This is a genomic window from Aureimonas endophytica (assembly GCF_014642635.1).
Taxonomy (GTDB): Bacteria; Pseudomonadota; Alphaproteobacteria; order Rhizobiales; family Rhizobiaceae; genus Plantimonas; species Plantimonas endophytica.
Map to the genome: position 1 here is coordinate 515,442 of NZ_BMIQ01000002.1, position 14,826 is coordinate 530,267.

The 14,826-nt window shown below is 70.7% G+C and carries 13 protein-coding genes; 12 read left to right on the forward strand and 1 reads right to left on the reverse strand.

From position 1 onward, the window contains the following. The first annotated feature begins 15 nt into the window (after nt 1-15). The 12 genes from IEY14_RS08690 (at nt 16) to aroQ (ending at nt 13,995) form a co-directional block, all read left to right on the forward strand. Nucleotides 16-2,094 carry a hypothetical protein gene (locus IEY14_RS08690; protein WP_188907812.1) on the forward strand — a complete coding sequence of 693 codons (2,079 nt, stop codon included), beginning with the start codon at nt 16-18 and terminating at the stop codon, nt 2,092-2,094. Further along, nucleotides 2,091-3,383 (forward strand): glycosyltransferase, encoded by a 1,293-nt coding sequence (locus IEY14_RS08695; protein ID WP_188907813.1) that lies wholly within the window; start codon nt 2,091-2,093, stop codon nt 3,381-3,383. The genes IEY14_RS08690 and IEY14_RS08695 overlap by 4 nt, the downstream gene beginning before the upstream one ends. Next, nucleotides 3,380-4,207: a hypothetical protein gene (locus IEY14_RS08700; protein ID WP_188907814.1), complete on the forward strand. Its 828-nt coding sequence runs from the start codon at nt 3,380-3,382 to the stop codon at nt 4,205-4,207. Before IEY14_RS08695 ends, IEY14_RS08700 begins: the two co-directional genes overlap by 4 nt. 1 nt (nt 4,208) lies before the next feature. Continuing rightward, nucleotides 4,209-4,943: a SapC family protein gene (locus IEY14_RS08705; RefSeq protein WP_188907815.1), complete on the forward strand. Its 735-nt coding sequence runs from the start codon at nt 4,209-4,211 to the stop codon at nt 4,941-4,943. After that, entirely contained in the window at nt 4,940-5,821 is an 882-nt protein-coding gene (locus IEY14_RS08710) for a SapC family protein (RefSeq protein WP_188907816.1), read from the forward strand. Before IEY14_RS08705 ends, IEY14_RS08710 begins: the two co-directional genes overlap by 4 nt. Next, nucleotides 5,818-6,477 carry a class I SAM-dependent methyltransferase gene (locus tag IEY14_RS08715; RefSeq protein ID WP_188907817.1) on the forward strand — a complete coding sequence of 220 codons (660 nt, stop codon included), beginning with the start codon at nt 5,818-5,820 and terminating at the stop codon, nt 6,475-6,477. Before IEY14_RS08710 ends, IEY14_RS08715 begins: the two co-directional genes overlap by 4 nt. Further along, on the forward strand, nt 6,474-7,730 hold the full coding sequence (locus tag IEY14_RS08720; protein WP_188907818.1) for a glycosyltransferase: 1,257 nt from the start codon (nt 6,474-6,476) through the stop codon (nt 7,728-7,730). The genes IEY14_RS08715 and IEY14_RS08720 overlap by 4 nt, the downstream gene beginning before the upstream one ends. A gap of 86 nt (nt 7,731-7,816) precedes the next feature. Then, complete coding sequence (locus IEY14_RS08725) at nt 7,817-8,950, forward strand: polysaccharide pyruvyl transferase family protein (RefSeq protein ID WP_188907819.1); 1,134 nt, start codon at nt 7,817-7,819, stop codon at nt 8,948-8,950. 232 nt (nt 8,951-9,182) lie between these two features. Continuing rightward, on the forward strand, nt 9,183-10,952 hold the full coding sequence (locus tag IEY14_RS08730) for a type I secretion system permease/ATPase (protein ID WP_210318320.1): 1,770 nt from the start codon (nt 9,183-9,185) through the stop codon (nt 10,950-10,952). Then, the gene (locus IEY14_RS08735; RefSeq protein ID WP_188907821.1) at nt 10,949-12,274 is read left to right on the forward strand and encodes an HlyD family type I secretion periplasmic adaptor subunit; all 1,326 of its coding nucleotides are present in this window, start codon (nt 10,949-10,951) and stop codon (nt 12,272-12,274) included. Before IEY14_RS08730 ends, IEY14_RS08735 begins: the two co-directional genes overlap by 4 nt. 3 nt (nt 12,275-12,277) lie before the next feature. Continuing rightward, a complete protein-coding gene (locus tag IEY14_RS08740) occupies nt 12,278-13,555 on the forward strand; it encodes a glycosyltransferase (RefSeq protein ID WP_188907822.1) in 1,278 nt (425 codons plus the stop codon). After that, nucleotides 13,552-13,995: a type II 3-dehydroquinate dehydratase gene (gene aroQ / locus IEY14_RS08745; RefSeq protein ID WP_188907823.1), complete on the forward strand. Its 444-nt coding sequence runs from the start codon at nt 13,552-13,554 to the stop codon at nt 13,993-13,995. The genes IEY14_RS08740 and aroQ overlap by 4 nt, the downstream gene beginning before the upstream one ends. Here the strand turns inward: aroQ and IEY14_RS08750 are convergent, their stop codons facing one another. Further along, complete coding sequence (locus IEY14_RS08750) at nt 13,996-14,802, reverse strand: IclR family transcriptional regulator (RefSeq protein ID WP_188907824.1); 807 nt, start codon at nt 14,800-14,802, stop codon at nt 13,996-13,998. Between the last annotated feature and the right edge of the window lie 24 nt (nt 14,803-14,826).

A 14,826-nucleotide genomic window follows, 5' to 3' on the forward strand; every position in this document is an offset into this window, starting at 1 on the left:
GGCTGACGCAACGCCATGTCGCATTCCGCAAGCCCTTCCGATCGTCCTCGTGCCGTGCCGGGCCTGTCCTGGCGCGGCCTGGTGGAGCGCTTCGACCCGCTCGCTGGCATCGAGGGCTGGGCGCTGGCGGAACACGCGCCGGACGCGCCGGTCGAGCTGGAACTGACGGTCGGCGGCGACGCCTTCGCGCTGGCCGCGACCTATCCCGATTTCGCCGAGTTCGACGGCCGGCCCGCCGGGCTCGGCCTGCCGGGCTTCCGCTTTCCGCCCGAGATCTTCACCCGCCTCGCCAAGCTTTCGGCGCGACGCCGGTCGCTGCCGGTCGCGATCCGCGTCGCCGGCACCGATGCCGTGCTCGCCACCGCCACGGGCCGGCTTCCGAGCGTCGGCGAGCTGGCATCCGCCTGGCGCCGGGCGCTGCTCGGCGCCGCCGCCGCGCCCGAGCCGAGGATCACCAAGGGCGACCGGCTCCTGGCGCGTCTCGCCGCCTTCCGCGCCGAGGCGGAGGCGACGGCGCTGCTCCCGCTCCGCCCCTTTTCCGACAACGAGATCGGCCAGATCGAGGCCCTGCATCTCGCCGGCGAGGGCCAGGTCTGGTTCGTCGGCTGGATGAAGCGCGGCGCCGAGCCGGAATTCCCGGCCGTCATCCTCGACCGCCAGAAATATCCGGCCGGCATCGCGATCCTGCAATACGAGCGCGCCGACCTGCCGGCGAGCGCCATCGGCGTGATCGGTCTGATGGAGACCGGCTGGGCGCCGCCGCCCGCCGCCAGGGACGGCTTCGTCTATGTCGGGCGCCAGGGGCAGTACCATCTGCGCTACGGTGCCCAGACCAAGCTCCTGCGCGCCGAGGCGCTGCATGCCGCCTTCGCGCAGGTGCAGCCCGTCGCGCTGGGACCCGTCGCCGAGGCGCTCGGCCAGCTCGTCGGCGCCGGCTCGAACTGGCTGCCCGGCAATGCGGCGGCGGCGGGCATGGTGGCCGAGGGCGGCATCGACCGTCTCCTGATGCTGCCGGGCTTCGGCTGTCTCGCGGAAGGCTGGGCGGTCAGCCCCGCCAAGCGGATCGAGACCTTCCATCTGAAGCTCGGCGACTGCGCCATGATCGCCGACGAGGCCTCCACCGCCTTCCGGCCCCGGCCGGATCTCCAGCCGGTCTTCGGCGCGGCCTCCGTCACGGCGCGGGCCGGCTTCGTCGCGGCCCTGCGCGGCGCGCTGCCGGCCAATGCGACGGGCGCGCCGCTCCTGCGCATCGTGCATGACGACGGCTCGATGGCGGTGCAGCGCGTCGAGCCGAAAGCCCTGCGGCGGCTCGACCTTCTCGCCGATGGCGAGGAGGTGCTGCGCCTGTTTCCGGCGCTGCGCCACGAGCCCTTCTATCCGGCCTTTCTCGACGCCGCGCGCCGGCGGATCGACGAGCGCACGCGCGAGCCGGCACCGCTCTTCCAGCCGGCGCCGGCGCTTCGCGTCCTGGTGCTGCGCCTGCCCGGCGAGCCGGCCAATCTGCGCCTCGCCTTCGACCAGCTGGCGCGCCGCCTGCCATCGGCCCCGGCCGGCACAGGCGTCGCCCTCGTCGCCGACCAGGGGCCGGGTCGCGGCGAGGCGAAGCTGCTCTTCCGCGAATTGCAGGACGCCGTCGCCGCGCCGCTGTCGCTTTTCGGCACCAGCCACGAGGAAGACATTCTCGGCGAGCTGCCCTTCATCCTCGAAGCGCTCGGCGCCGAGCGCTTCGTCCATGTCGGCCGGGGCCTCGTCCCGACCGGGGAGGGCTGGGACGGGGCCATGGCGAGCCTTACGCGGCGCGGCCACGGGCTCGACCGCTTCGAGATCGTCGACGATACCGGCCGCCCGGATCGCGTCGACGGCGCGCTCTCCTCCGTCTGCTTCGGCTGGAGCACGGTCGGCTTTCTCGGCTGGAGCCGCAGGGCGCCCCGCTTCCTGCGCGGCGCCTATCGCTTTGGCGGGTTGCCGCGCCCGGCGCCCGGCGACCGGGTGATCGGGACGGCGGCGATCCGGCTGGAGCGGCCGCGCCCGGCGCGCCTCGCCGACATGATCGACGAGGATCTGATGCGGATGTCCGGGGAGGGCGGGCTATGAGGATCGACCCCGTTCCGCGCTTCGGCCGCGCCCGCCGTCTCCTGCCGGAGCGGATCGCCATCGTCTCCCATTCCCATCCCTCGCTGTCGAAGGGCGGCGCGGAGATCGCCGCCTATTCGCTGTTCCGGGGCCTGCGTCAGATCGGCATCGACGCGATCTATATCGGCGCATGCAATCTCGCCGATCGCGGCAGGCTCGCCTTCGCCGACGAGTTCGAATTCGCCGTCTTCTACGAGGGCGAGCGCTACGACCATTTCTACCATGTCGCGCCGCGCGGCGTGGAAGCGCAGCTCGTCCGCCTCCTGACCGAGGAGCGGATCGGCCTCGTCAACTTCCATCACTTCTTCAATCTGGGGCTCAACGCGCTGCGCGCCGCCAAGGCGCTGCCCGGCATCGCCGCTTTCCTCACGATCCACGAATTCCTGGCGATCTGCCAGAACCACGGGCAGATGATCACCAAGGGTGCAGAACTCCTCTGCGAGCGGGCGACGAACGAGGCCTGCGGCACCTGCTTTCCCGAAGTGCCGCGCACCCGCTTCGCCATGCGCAAGGAAACGATGCTCGACGCGTTCGGCGACTTTTCCGGCTTCGTCTCGCCGAGCCGGTTCCTGGCCGAGCGCTTCCTCGACTGGGGCCTGCCGCCCGAGCGCATGACGGTGATCGAGAACGGCCTCCTCAACCTGCCGGAGCACCATCGGCCGGAAAAGGCGGGCGATACCTGGACCTTCGGTTTCTTCGGCCAGATCAACCCGTTCAAGGGCGTCGACCTGCTTCTCGACGCCGCCGAGATCGTGGCGCGCGACAAGGAGCTTTCGGCGCGGCTGCGCATCCGCATCCACGGCAATCTGATCGGCCAGTCGGCGGCCTTCACCGAGCGCTTCGAGGCGGCGGTGAAGGCGCATCCCTTCCTGTCCTATGCCGGAGCCTACAACAACGCCTCGGTGCACCGGCTGATGGGCGAGTGCGACTATGTGCTGATCCCTTCCAAATGGTGGGAGAATTCGCCGGTCGTGATCCAGGAGGCCTATTCGGTCGGCGCGCCGGTGATCTGCACCGGCATCGGCGGTATGGCGGAAAAGGTGCGCGACGGCGTGTCGGGCCTGCATTTCCGGCTCGGCGATGCCGGCGATCTCGTCCGCGCGATGCGTCTCGCCGCCGATCCGCGCAATGCCGCGACGCTGAAGGCCGGCATTCCGCCGGCGCCGTCCTCGGCCGCCATGGCGGAGCGCTATCTCGCCTTCTTCGCCGCGATGCTCGCCGCCCGCGCCGCGCCGGCCATGCCCGCATGATCCGGGGCCATATCGACTTCGTCTCGCGCAGCCGCGTCGAGGGCTGGATCGCCTGCCCGCGCCTGCCGCTGACCGGGGCGCGCGTCCTCGCCTTCGTCGACGAGACCTGCATCGGCGGCGGCACGGTCAATCTCTTCCGCCAGGACCTTCTCGATGCCGGTTTCGGGGACGGCGTCGTCGGCTTCGGCTTTCCGATCGCGCCCGAGCCCTGGCACGACACCCGCGTCCTCGACGTGCGGCTGGAAGGCGGCAGCACGATCCTGAAGCAATCGCGCGCCTGCCTGGTGCCGCGCGAGGCGGTGGGCGAGGATCGCCGGCGCCAGGGGCGCGACCCGGCCTCGCTCGCCTGGATGCTGGCGCGCGGCTGGCTGAGCCAGGCGCATTTCGACGCCTTGCGCGTTCTCGGCGAATTCGGCGTCCACAGCCAGGCGCTCGCCTTCCGCTCGCCCCCCGATCAGGTGACGGCGCGCTGCGACGAGGCGGCGCTCGCCGCCGCCGATCTCGTGGAGATGCACATGCTCCAGCCGGCCGAGCTGGAGATCCGCGACACGCTGACGCCCGGCGATCTCTCCGGCATCCGCCGCGAATTGCGCAACGCCTTTCCGCATGTGCCGCCGGTGATCGGCCTCTGGGCGGCGCGGGAGCATGTGATCGACGTCGTGGAAGGCGCGCACCGGCCGGGCGCCCAGGCGCTCGCCGGGGGCGGCGTCGAATATGTGTTCGGCGGCCGGCATCTGATGATGCTCGATCTCGACGGCGACTTCTCCTTCGCGCGCGACGGCGAGGCCGGAGGCTTCTCCGCCTTCGTGCCCTGCCGGCCCTGACATGCTGTGCGAGAACCCCCAGCCGCTCGCCGGCGCGCTGATGGCGACGCGCATCTATTCGCCCTTCGCCTATCCGATGCCGCGCCGCGAGCGCGTCGTGCCGGCGGTGGCGGTGGAAGCCGAGCGGCTGGCCGGCGCCTTTCCGCTCGTCTGGCGGCGCGGCACCAACGGCGCCGAGCTCGTCGTGCTGCGCAGCCTTTTGGAGGACGGGTCGGGCTTTCCGCCGGAAGCGGAGCGGGCGCTTGCCCTCCTGCCGCTTCTCCTCCAGGCCTATCCCTTCGTGCTGCCAGCCCATGTCCCCTTGGCGGAGAGGGACAATCCGCGCCTCTTCGACGCGGCGATCCCCGACGCGCCGACCGATGCGGGCGCGGCGATCGCCGGGCCGGACGGGCGCCTGTCGCGCGGCGCCGAACTGCGGCTGCGGGCGCTCGCGATCTTCGAGCGCGACTTCGCCGCGACAATCGGCATCGGCCGCGCCCTGGAAGAGGAGAAGCTGCTGGAGCCCTGGCCGCTCGACTTCGATCTCGGTCATGGGAGGCGCGCCCGCGTCGACGATCTCCTGGTGGTGGCGCCGAAGGCCTTCGAAGGGCCGCGCCTCGCCGCGCTTCTGTCGCGCTTCGGCGCGCCGGCGGCGCGGCTGCTCGGGCTGCACCGCCTGTCGCTGTTCCGGGCGGGAGCCCTGCTCGGCGCGGCGCGCGGCGCGACGGCCGCGATGCGCGCGGGCGCGCGGCCATGAGCGAGGCCGGCCCCGTTCCCCTCGCCAGTCTGGCCGACCGCCGGCTCGAACCGCTCGCGCGCTTCGACTTCGCGCCGAGGCTCGGCTGGATCGCGCTGAACGATACCGAATTCCACCTCTCGGCCCAGCATCTGCCGCTCGCGCTGCGTCTCGTCGGCGGCTTGCCGCGCCTCGGCGCGGTGCTCGACCCGTCGCTGCTCGCCAAGCCCCAGGTCGGCGGCGAGGGGCGCTGGCTCGCGCCCTATCTGCCGATCGCGCTGCGCACCTTTCCCTTCGTGCTCGCCGGCCGGCCGTCGGAACGCCCGATCGACGAGATCCTCGTCCTGCCCGGCACTCGGCGCATCGGCACGCGCGGCCAGCCGATCTGCCTCGATCCGGCCACGGGCACGCTCGCGCCCGAGATGCAGGCCATCCGCAACACGCTGCATATGCTGCGCAAGGGCGGCGAGCGGCTGACGCGCGCCCTCGACCTTCTCGGCATCGCCGGCATTCTCGCGCCGCTCGGCCGGCCGGGCGGCGAGGCGACGCCCTTCCTCACGATCGATCCCGAGCGTTTCGCCGCGCTGGATCCCGGCGCCGTCGCGGCGCTCGCGCACGAATCCTTCCTGCCGCTCGACCTCGCGACGGCGATCCTGTTCTCGCGCCGGGCGCTCGCGCCCGGCTGCGCGGCGCTCCAGCCGGCATCGGGCGCGGCGGAGACGCAGACGGGCGCGCCGCGCGCCGATCCGCTCGACTTCATGTTCGCCAATCTGGAAACGCTGAATTTCGCGCTCGACCCGAGCGATCTCTTCGAGGCCGATCCGGCCGAGGTCGACTGGCACGATCTTGCCCCGCCCCCCTTGCCGGCGATGCGCCATGTCGAGGGCTTCGCGCCGTGACGTCGCGCCGCGTCCTCAATGTCGGCAGTGGGCCTCCGGGCCTGTCCCGCCTGCATCCGGTGTTTCGCGATCCGTCCTGGCGGGCGGTGCGGCTCGACATCGATCCGGGCGTCGCGCCAGACATCGTCGGCGACATGGCGGATCTACGCGCGCTCGTGCCCGACATGAGCTTCGACGCGGTCTGGTCCTCGCACAATCTCGAGCACCTGCCGGCGCATCGGGTCGGCGCGGCGCTCGGCGAGTGGCGGCGCGTCCTCGCGCCGACAGGCTTCGCGCTCCTCACCTGCCCGGATGTCGAGGCGGTGGCGCGGCTCGTCCTCGACAAGGGGCTCGACGCGACGGCCTACGAGTCGCCGGCCGGGCCGATCACGGCGCGCGACATGCTCTGGGGCCATGGCGCCTCCATCGCCGGCGGCCATGGCTTTATGGCGCATCGCACCGGTTTCACGGCCGAAAGCCTCGGCGAGGCGGCGCTCGCCGCCGGCTTCGCCGAGATCCGCGTCGCCCGCCGGCATTTCGCGCTCTGGGCGCTCTGCCTGATGCCGCGCGCCGTCTTAGGCGTGATCGAGACGCTGTTCGAGACGGCGGGCGAGGGGGCGCTGTTTTCCGCGCCGGACGACGAGGCCACGCCGGACCCCGCCTGGGCGGCGCCGTGAAATATCTCTTCGTCCACAACAACTTTCCCGCCCAGTTCCGGCATGTCGCGGCCCGTCTCGCCCGCGATCCCGCCAACGAGGTGCGGGCGATCGGCGCCGAGAACGCCCGGCCGCTGAAGGGCGTCGTCCTGCATCGCTACGCGCTGGCGCCGGCCTCCGTCGCCCATACCCATCCCTTCGCCCGCAGGTTCGACCTGGAATGCCGGCGCGCCGAACAGGCGCTCTATGTCGCGACCATGCTGGCCGAGACGGGCTTCACGCCGGATGTCGTCGTCGCCCATTCCGGCTGGGGCGAGACCCTGCCGCTGCGCGCCGTGTTTCCGCAGGCGCGCATCTTCGCCTATTGCGAATATTTCTACCGCGCGGAAGGATCGGACGTGAATTTCGATCCGGAATTCCCGGCCCTCGGCGTCGACGGGCTCGCCGGGCTCCATGCCCGCAACGCCGCGAGCCTTCTGGCGCTCGTCGAGGCCGATGGCGCCATCACCCCGACGCGCTGGCAGAAATCGACCTTCCCGGCCGAGTTCGCCGACAAGATCGCGATCGTCCACGAGGGCATCGACACCGCGCTCGTCGCGCCCGATCCGGCGGCCTCCTGCCGGCTGGACGACGGCCGCGTCGTCACGCGCGAGGACGAGATCGTCACCTTCGTCGCCCGCAATCTCGAACCCCTGCGCGGCTATCACGTCTTCATGCGCGCCCTGCCGGAGCTGATGCGGGCGCGGCCGAAGGCGCGCGTCGTGGTGGTCGGCGGCTTCGGCGTCTCCTATGGCCAGCGCCCGCCGAGCGGCGACACCTGGCACCGCATCTTCCTCGACGAAGTGGCGGACCGCATCGACCTGTCGCGCCTGCATTTCCTCGGCCATCTGCCCTATGCCGATTATCTCGACGTGCTGCGCGTCTCCTCCGTCCATGTCTATCTGACCTATCCCTTCGTCCTGTCCTGGTCGTGCCTGGAGGCGATGGCGGCGGGCTGCGTCATGGTCGCCTCGGACACCGCGCCGGTGCGCGAGGCGATCGACGGCTCGACCGGCATCCTCGTGCCCTTCCACGCGCCCGCCCGGCTCGCCGAGGCGCTGATCGACGTCCTGTCGGATCCGGCGCGCCATGCTGAGAAGGGCCGCGCCGCGCGGGCCCGCATCATCGAACGCTACGATCTGGAGAGCGTCTGCCTGCCGCGCGCCACGCAACTCCTCGCCGGCGCGGCCAAGCCGAGGCCGATGCTGGAGCCCGGACTTCTTTCCGCCTTCTGAGCGGAGCGATCCAGAGAGTTTTAATCGTTCTGAGCGATGGTCGGAAACGAATTCGTCACGATGACGCCGCGAGGGACATTGGTGCGATGCGCGCTGCACTGGTGAAATATTCGGGGCGTCGCCTCAACAATCACGAGGCCGTCTGGTTCGACATGCCGTTCCAGTCGACGCTGGAGGCCTATTACAATACCGGCGACATCTGCGTGTACGATTCGACGCTGCGTCTCGTCGACTACAGCGAGGGCCATCTCCTCAATATCGACGAGCCGGTGACGGAAGAGGGGGTGCGCCGCATCAAGTCCTCCTGCGACTTCATCATGCTGCGCGGCTCCAACTATATCCACGAGGAGATGGAATGGGGCCATTTCATCGACTGGATCGAGGCGCTGGACCTGCCGGTCCTCGTCATCGGCGTCGGGGCGCAGGCCGAGAAGGAACGGCCGATCATCCTGCCGAAGGAGGGCCGGCGCGTCTGGCAGGCGATCGCCGACCGCGCGCCCGTCATCGGCGTGCGCGGCGCCTTCAGCGCCGAGACGCTGCATCGCAACGGCATCCACAATCTGGAGATCGTCGGCTGTCCGTCGATGTTCCGCGGGCTCGACCGGACGCTGACGCTGCGCCATGCGCCGGGCGGTCCGCGCCGCGTCACCTTCAGCCTGCGGCGCGAGGTCGGCACAACCTATGCCGTCGATCCGGCCGAGTTCCAGCGCACGCAGAAGCGCATCATCGCCAAGCTCGCCCTCGTCGCCGACCTCTATCTCTCCTGCCATGGCGAGCCGGAGGAGAAGGCCTTCTTCTTCAAGGCGCCGCGCCATATGGAGGCGGCGGCGGCCAAGCTCGTCGCCGAGGGCTGGTTCGACGAGGTGACGGGCCGGCTCCTGCGCGGCCTCTACGAAAGCCGGCTCTTCTATGTCGGCGCGCCGGGCGACTACGACGTCTATGCGCCGCAATTCGACGCCGCCCTCGGCTACCGGGTCCATGCGGTGCTGCCGGCGGTGGCGGTCGGCGTGCCGGGCGTGCTCTTCGCCTATGACACGCGCTCGACCGAGCTCGCCGAGACCTTCGACCTGCCGATCTACAGCCCCGAAGCCTTCGAGCGTCAGACCCTGGCCGAGGCGCTGGCGCCGGAACGCTTCGGCCGCTTCCAGTCGCTCTTCGCCGAGCGCTACGACCGGATGAAGGCCTTCATCGAGCGGAACGGCGTCAAGAGCCGGATGTAGCGAAGCGGCCGAAGGGCCGATTCGCGTGAAATTCTCCTTTTAAATCGAGCTTTACCCGCCTCTGCCATCTTCTTAGGCAAGGGGGTGCGAAGGCCTGACGCTTGCGGCGGCGGGTCCTCGGCCAAAACCCCGGCGGCAAAGGGGACACGAGACTGGTGGGAGGGGTCCGGCACGGATCAGAGGGCGGAAGGCGGCGGCGGGATTCGCGCCGCCCGGCCGGACGTCCGTATCCTTGCGCCCCGCCACGGCGCTGGGGTGTCGCTTCCGCATGAAGCCGCTCGCCTCCTCGCCGCTTCTCGGGCTGTTCCGCGACTTTTCCCAGGGCTACGCGGCCCTCTTCGCCTTCGGCTTCGTCCTGCCCTTCCTCTATATGGCGATGTCCTTCATCCCGATGGGCATCATGGAGCGCGTCGGCACGAGCCGCAACGCCTCGACGCTCGTCATGCTGATCGCCATCGCCGCCGTGGTGACGATCACCTACACGCTGCTGGAGATCGTGCGCGCCCAGGTGCTGGAGCGGATGGGCACGGTGATCGACCAGAAGCTGACGCGGCTCTGCTTCGACGCCTTCAACCGCGAGAAGCGCGGGCCGGGCGGAACCCCCGCCCAGGCGCTGGCCGATCTCCAGACCGTGCGGCGCTTTCTCTGCGGCCCCTCGCTCTCGGCCCTTGTTGACGCCTTCTGGTCGCCGCTCTTCGTGATCGTGATGTTCGCGATCAGCCCGGCCTTCGGCGTCCTCATCCTCGCCCTTCTCGCCTTTTCGGGCGCCGCCTCCGTCGCGACCCATTATCTCGCCGCCGGGCACCTGAAGGCGGCGCAGCGCATGGAGGCGGAGGCGAACGAGTTCGGCCTCGCCGTGTCGCGCAATGCCGAGGCGCTGCGCGTCATGGGCATGCTGCCCTGGCTGACGGAGCGTTGGTACAACCTGCATAGCGAGGGCGTCGGCTGGCGCGTCGCGGCGCAAGCCCGCGCCGCCCGCATCGGCCTCCTGCCGCGCATCGTCCAGAACGGCCAGATGATCATCGTCTACGGGCTCGGCGGCTTCCTGTTCCTGCAGGGCGACATCCATATCGGCGTGCTCTTCGTCGTCCTGATGATGATGATGCGCGCGCAGGGGCCGCTCCAGCACATCATCACCAACTGGAGCGCCATCCAGTCCTTCTGGCTGGCGGCCAAGCGCCTCGACGGTCTCCTGCGCGGCATCGACGGGCGGACGAAGCATCTCAGCCTGCCGGCGCCGAGCGGGCCGCTCGTCGTGTCCCGCCTCGTCGGCGGACCGCCGGAGACCGAGAAGCCGATCGTCAACGACGTGTCCTTCACGCTCCAGCCGGGCCGCATCCTCGGCATCGTCGGGCCGAGCGGCGCCGGCAAGTCCTGTCTCAGCCGGCTCGTCGTCGGCATCTGGAAGGCGCGGCGCGGCCAGATCGTCTTCGGCGAGCAGGACCTGTCGCACTGGAACCAGGACGAGCTCGGCCGCCATATCGGCTATGTGCCGCAGGACGTGGAATTCCTGCCCGGAACGGTCGCCGAGAACATCGCGCGCTTCGATCCGGACGCGACGAGCCAGAAGATCCTCGCCGCCGTGGAACTCGCCGGCATCCACGACATCGTGCGCCTCCTGCCGCAGGGCTACGCGACGCGGCTCGGACCCGGCGGCCACACGCTCTCCGGCGGCCAGCGCCAGCGGCTGGCCCTGGCGCGGGCGGTCTACGGCCTGCCGCGCCTCGTCGTCCTCGACGAGCCGAATTCCAATCTCGACGCGGCGGCCGAACAGGTGCTCGGCCGCTCGATGCAGGCGCTGCGCGATGCCGGCGCGGCGGTGATCGTCGTCTCGCACCGCATCAGCCTTCTCGGCTATTGCGACGACATCCTCGTCCTCAACGAGGGCGCGGTGCAGGCGATCGGCGCGCGCGAGCAGATCTTCGCCCGCCTGCCGCGCCTCAAGAACCCGGCGCCCACCATGCCGCCGGTGCTGAACCTCGAGGCGGCGCGGGCCTCATGAGCGACGCGCCGCTGACGCTCGCCGCGCCGCCGCCGGTCAATACCGACTGGCGGGCCTCCTTGCGCCTCGGCTATCTGGTGCTGGCGCTCGGCGTCGGCCTTTGCGGCGGCTGGGCGGCCTTCGCCCATATCGACGCGGCGGTGGTGGTGAACGGCAGCTTTGCCGTGGAATCCAACCGCAAGACGATCCAGCATCTCGAAGGCGGCATCGTCGCCGAGATCCTGGTGCGCGACGGCGACCGCGTCGAGGCGGGCCAGACGCTGCTGCGGCTCGACACGACGCGCATCGAGGCGACGGCGGCGGCGGCGGCGAAATCGCTGGCGACGGCGCTGGCGACGGAAGCGCGCTACGGCGCCCAGCGCGACCTGAAGGACTACATGGTCGTGCCGGAAGAGGCGCTGCGGCTCCTGCGCGGCTATGCGCCGGACGCGATCGAGGACAATCACCGCGAGTTCGAGACGCGCCGCCAGGTGCTGTCCGGCTCGATGGAACTCGTCGACGCGCAGGTCAAGCAGGCGAAGAACGAGATCGCTCAGAGCCGGCTCGACATGCAGTCCGCCGCCGACCAGATGGCGAGCGTCGAGAAGGAACTGGCGAGCGTGCGCCCGCTTCTCGCCAAGGGGCTCGTCGCCATGAGCCGCGTCACCCCGCTGGAGCGGCAGAAGGCGCAATTCGAGGCGCAGATCAAGAAGGCGCGCAACGACGCGGTGAAGGGCGAGGACAAGATCGCCGAACTGGAACTGCGCAAGGAGGCGGTGAGGAAGGACTATAGCCAGGAAGCGGCCAATGCCCTGATCGAGATCGGCCGGCAGGTGGCGAATTTCCGTCAGGAGCGGCAGATCGCGCTCGACATGCTGTCGCGCACGGATCTGCGCTCGCCCGTCGCCGGCACGGTGCAGCAGATGCGCGTCTTCACGATCGGCGGCGTCATCCGCCCCGGCGAGCCGGTGCTCGACGTCGTGCCGGATTCCGACGTCCTCACCGTCAAGGCCAAGATCCCGCCCGCCGATATCGACCGCGTCCACGAGGGCATGGCGGTGGAGATCCATCTGGCGAGCCTGATGAAATATCGGCGCGAGGCGATCCGGGGCACGCTGCGCTTCGTCTCGCGCGACGTGGTGAGCGAGTCGGGCGCCAGCACGCCGCCCTTCTATCCCATCGAGGTCGCGATCGAGGCGGCGAGCATCCCCGACGACGTCCGGCCGAAGCTCGTCGCCGGCATGGAGGCGAGCGTGATCCTGCCGACCGAGGGCCGGAGCGTCCTCCAATACATCACCGCGCCGGTTCTGGAGAACCTGGCGGAATCGCTGCGCGAGCGCTGAGCGATGCGGGCGCTCGTCATCGCCCATGGCCATGTCGGGGCCGGGATCGGCGGCGGGGAACTCGCCGCCGACACGCTGTTCCGCGCGCTCCGCGCCGATCTGGCGGTGGAGGCGGCGGCGCTTCTCGCCCGCACGGGGCGGGAGGATCTGGCGCCGGGCGCGATCGCCGCCGTCGCGCCGGGCGAATTCCTCTGGCGCCGCCGGACGGGCGACTGGTTCCAGCATTGGGGGGAGGGGGGCTCGCTCGACCGCTTCCACGTCTTCCTGCGCCGCCTCGCCCCCGATGCGGTCTTCGTCCACCATTTCGCCCATCTCGGGATCGAGATCCTGCCGGAGATCCGGCGCGCTCTGCCGCAGGCGGCCCTGATCCTGACGCTGCACGACTATGCCGCGCTCTGCCACAATGCCGGGCTCCTGACGCGGCCGGACTTCGAGCGCCGGCCCTGTTCCGGCCCGTCGCCTAAGGCCTGCCACGCCTGCTTTCCGGACCATGCGCCGGAGGCCTTCGCCGCGCGCCGCGAAACGCTGCTTGCCGCCTTCGCGGCCGTCGACCGCTTCGTCGCGCCCTCGCGCTTCCTCGCCCGCCTCTATCGCGATTGGGGTCTCGAAGCGGAGCGCATCGCCGTCGTCGCCAACGGGCTGGCGCCGCTCGCGCCGCCCCCGACGCCCCGGCCGGCGGGTCGCTTGCGGCTCGGCTTCTTCGGCCAGGTCCGGCCGGAAAAGGGGCTCGACGTGCTGCTCGCCGCCCTGCATCGCCTGTCGCCGGACGAGCGCGCCCGTCTCGCCGTCGAGGTGCATGGCAGCCGGCTGGAAGCGCAGTCGCCCTGGTATCGAACGCTGGTCGAGTCGCTCCGCGCGCCGCTTCTCGCGGAGGGCGTCCTCACCTGGCCCGGCGCCTATCGGCGCGACGAGTTGCCGGCGCGCCTTGGCGGCGTCGACTGGACGATCGTCCCCTCGACCTATGTCGAGAACGCGCCGATCGTGATCCAGGAAGCCTTCGCGGCGAAGCGGCCGGTCATCGGCGCCGGCCATGGCGGCATCGCGGAGATGATCGAGGACGGGCGGAACGGGCTGCTCTTCGCGCCGGGCGATGCGCTAGCGCTCGCCGCGCTCCTGCGCCGCCTTCTCGCCGAGCCGGATCTCGGGACCCGGATCGCTGCCGCGACCTCCCCGCCGCCCGGCCCGGCCGCGATGGCGGAAGCCTATCGCGCCCTTGTCCGCGCCGTCCCGCCGAAACCGCTTGCCAAGGCGCGGCTCGGCGCGGAAGAGATCGTGGCATGAGCCTGATCTTCGTCCTCAACGGTCCGAACCTCAATCTCCTCGGCAAGCGCCAGCCCGAGATCTACGGGCGCGAGACGCTGGCCGATGTCGAGCGCGACTGCCGGGCGCTGGCGGAAGAGCTCGGCCACGCGATCCGCTTCCACCAGTCGAACCGTGAATACGAGCTGATCGACTGGATCCACGAGGCGCGCGACGCGGCCGCCGGCATCGTCATCAACCCGGCCGCCTTCACCCACACGTCGGTCGCGATCCTCGACGCGCTGAACGCCTTCGAGGGGCCGGTGATCGAGGTGCATATCTCCAATGTCCACAAGCGCGAGAGCTTCCGGCACCATTCTTATGTCAGCCTTCGGGCGGATGGCGTGATCGCCGGGCTCGGCACGGAAGGCTATCGGCTGGCGCTGCGCCGCCTCGCCTCGCTGATCGGCCCCGGCGCCTGATCAGGCCGGCGACCGGGCGGGCGTCGCCGGGCCGGCATCGGCATACCAGACGCCCAGCCGCTCGGCATTGGCGAGCAGGCAGTCGACATAGGCGCGATGGTTCGCCTTGGCATCCGCCTTCGGGGCGACGAGGCAGAGCGTCGCCGACGCGACGCCGTCCGGCCGGCGCACCGGCACGGCGAAGCAATGGGTATAGCTGTCGACGATCGAATCGAAGGTGAAGAAGCCGTCGCGCGTCGCCTGCCGTACCTCGGCGAGGAAGGTCTCGGGCGCCAGCCATTCGCCGGAGGGCAGGCGGAAATCCTCCGCCGGCACGAAGGCGAGGATCTCGGCGTCGCTGAGATGGTCGAGCAGCAGCCGGCCCGAGGCCGTCCAGGGGATGGGCGTGCGCTCGCCGACGCTGGAGGAGATGCGGAAGGGGCGCGAGCTCTCGCGCATCATGGCGACCGTATACTTGTCGCCGTCGAGCAGGCAGAACTGCGCCGTTTCCCGAACGTCCTCGACGATGCGATCCAGCACCGCCGCCGCCTCGCGCATGATGTCGGAGCGGTCGGCATAGGCCTGGCCGAAGAGGAACAGGCGGCGGCCGAGAAAGACGCGGCCCTCGCCGCCGTTCGGCTCCAGGATGTCGAGCCGAGTCAGCAGGCCGACCAGCTCGTAGACGGTGGAGCGCGGCGCGCCGAGCGCCGTCGCGATCTCGTTCGGACGCATCGGCCGGCGCGCGTCGCGCAGGCAGTCGAGAATGTCGAAGGCGCGTTCGAGGCCCCGCGCCCGGCGGTTCGCGACCTCGTCGACCGGCTTGTCCATTCTCGCGTCCCCGTTGTGGAAAGC

Bases quoted from the DNA above. Each gene is read 5' to 3' on its own strand.
- IEY14_RS08710 (WP_188907816.1), top strand. From the start codon at position 4,940: ATGAGCGAGGCCGGCCCCGTTCCCCTCGCCAGTCTGGCCGACCGCCGG.
- aroQ (WP_188907823.1), top strand. From the start codon at position 13,552: ATGAGCCTGATCTTCGTCCTCAACGGTCCGAACCTCAATCTCCTCGGC.
- IEY14_RS08695 (WP_188907813.1), top strand. From the start codon at position 2,091: ATGAGGATCGACCCCGTTCCGCGCTTCGGCCGCGCCCGCCGTCTCCTG.
- IEY14_RS08750 (WP_188907824.1), bottom strand. From the start codon at position 14,802: ATGGACAAGCCGGTCGACGAGGTCGCGAACCGCCGGGCGCGGGGCCTC.
- IEY14_RS08690 (WP_188907812.1), top strand. From the start codon at position 16: ATGTCGCATTCCGCAAGCCCTTCCGATCGTCCTCGTGCCGTGCCGGGC.
- IEY14_RS08740 (WP_188907822.1), top strand. From the start codon at position 12,278: ATGCGGGCGCTCGTCATCGCCCATGGCCATGTCGGGGCCGGGATCGGC.
- IEY14_RS08705 (WP_188907815.1), top strand. From the start codon at position 4,209: ATGCTGTGCGAGAACCCCCAGCCGCTCGCCGGCGCGCTGATGGCGACG.
- IEY14_RS08725 (WP_188907819.1), top strand. From the start codon at position 7,817: ATGCGCGCTGCACTGGTGAAATATTCGGGGCGTCGCCTCAACAATCAC.
- IEY14_RS08735 (WP_188907821.1), top strand. From the start codon at position 10,949: ATGAGCGACGCGCCGCTGACGCTCGCCGCGCCGCCGCCGGTCAATACC.
- IEY14_RS08700 (WP_188907814.1), top strand. From the start codon at position 3,380: ATGATCCGGGGCCATATCGACTTCGTCTCGCGCAGCCGCGTCGAGGGC.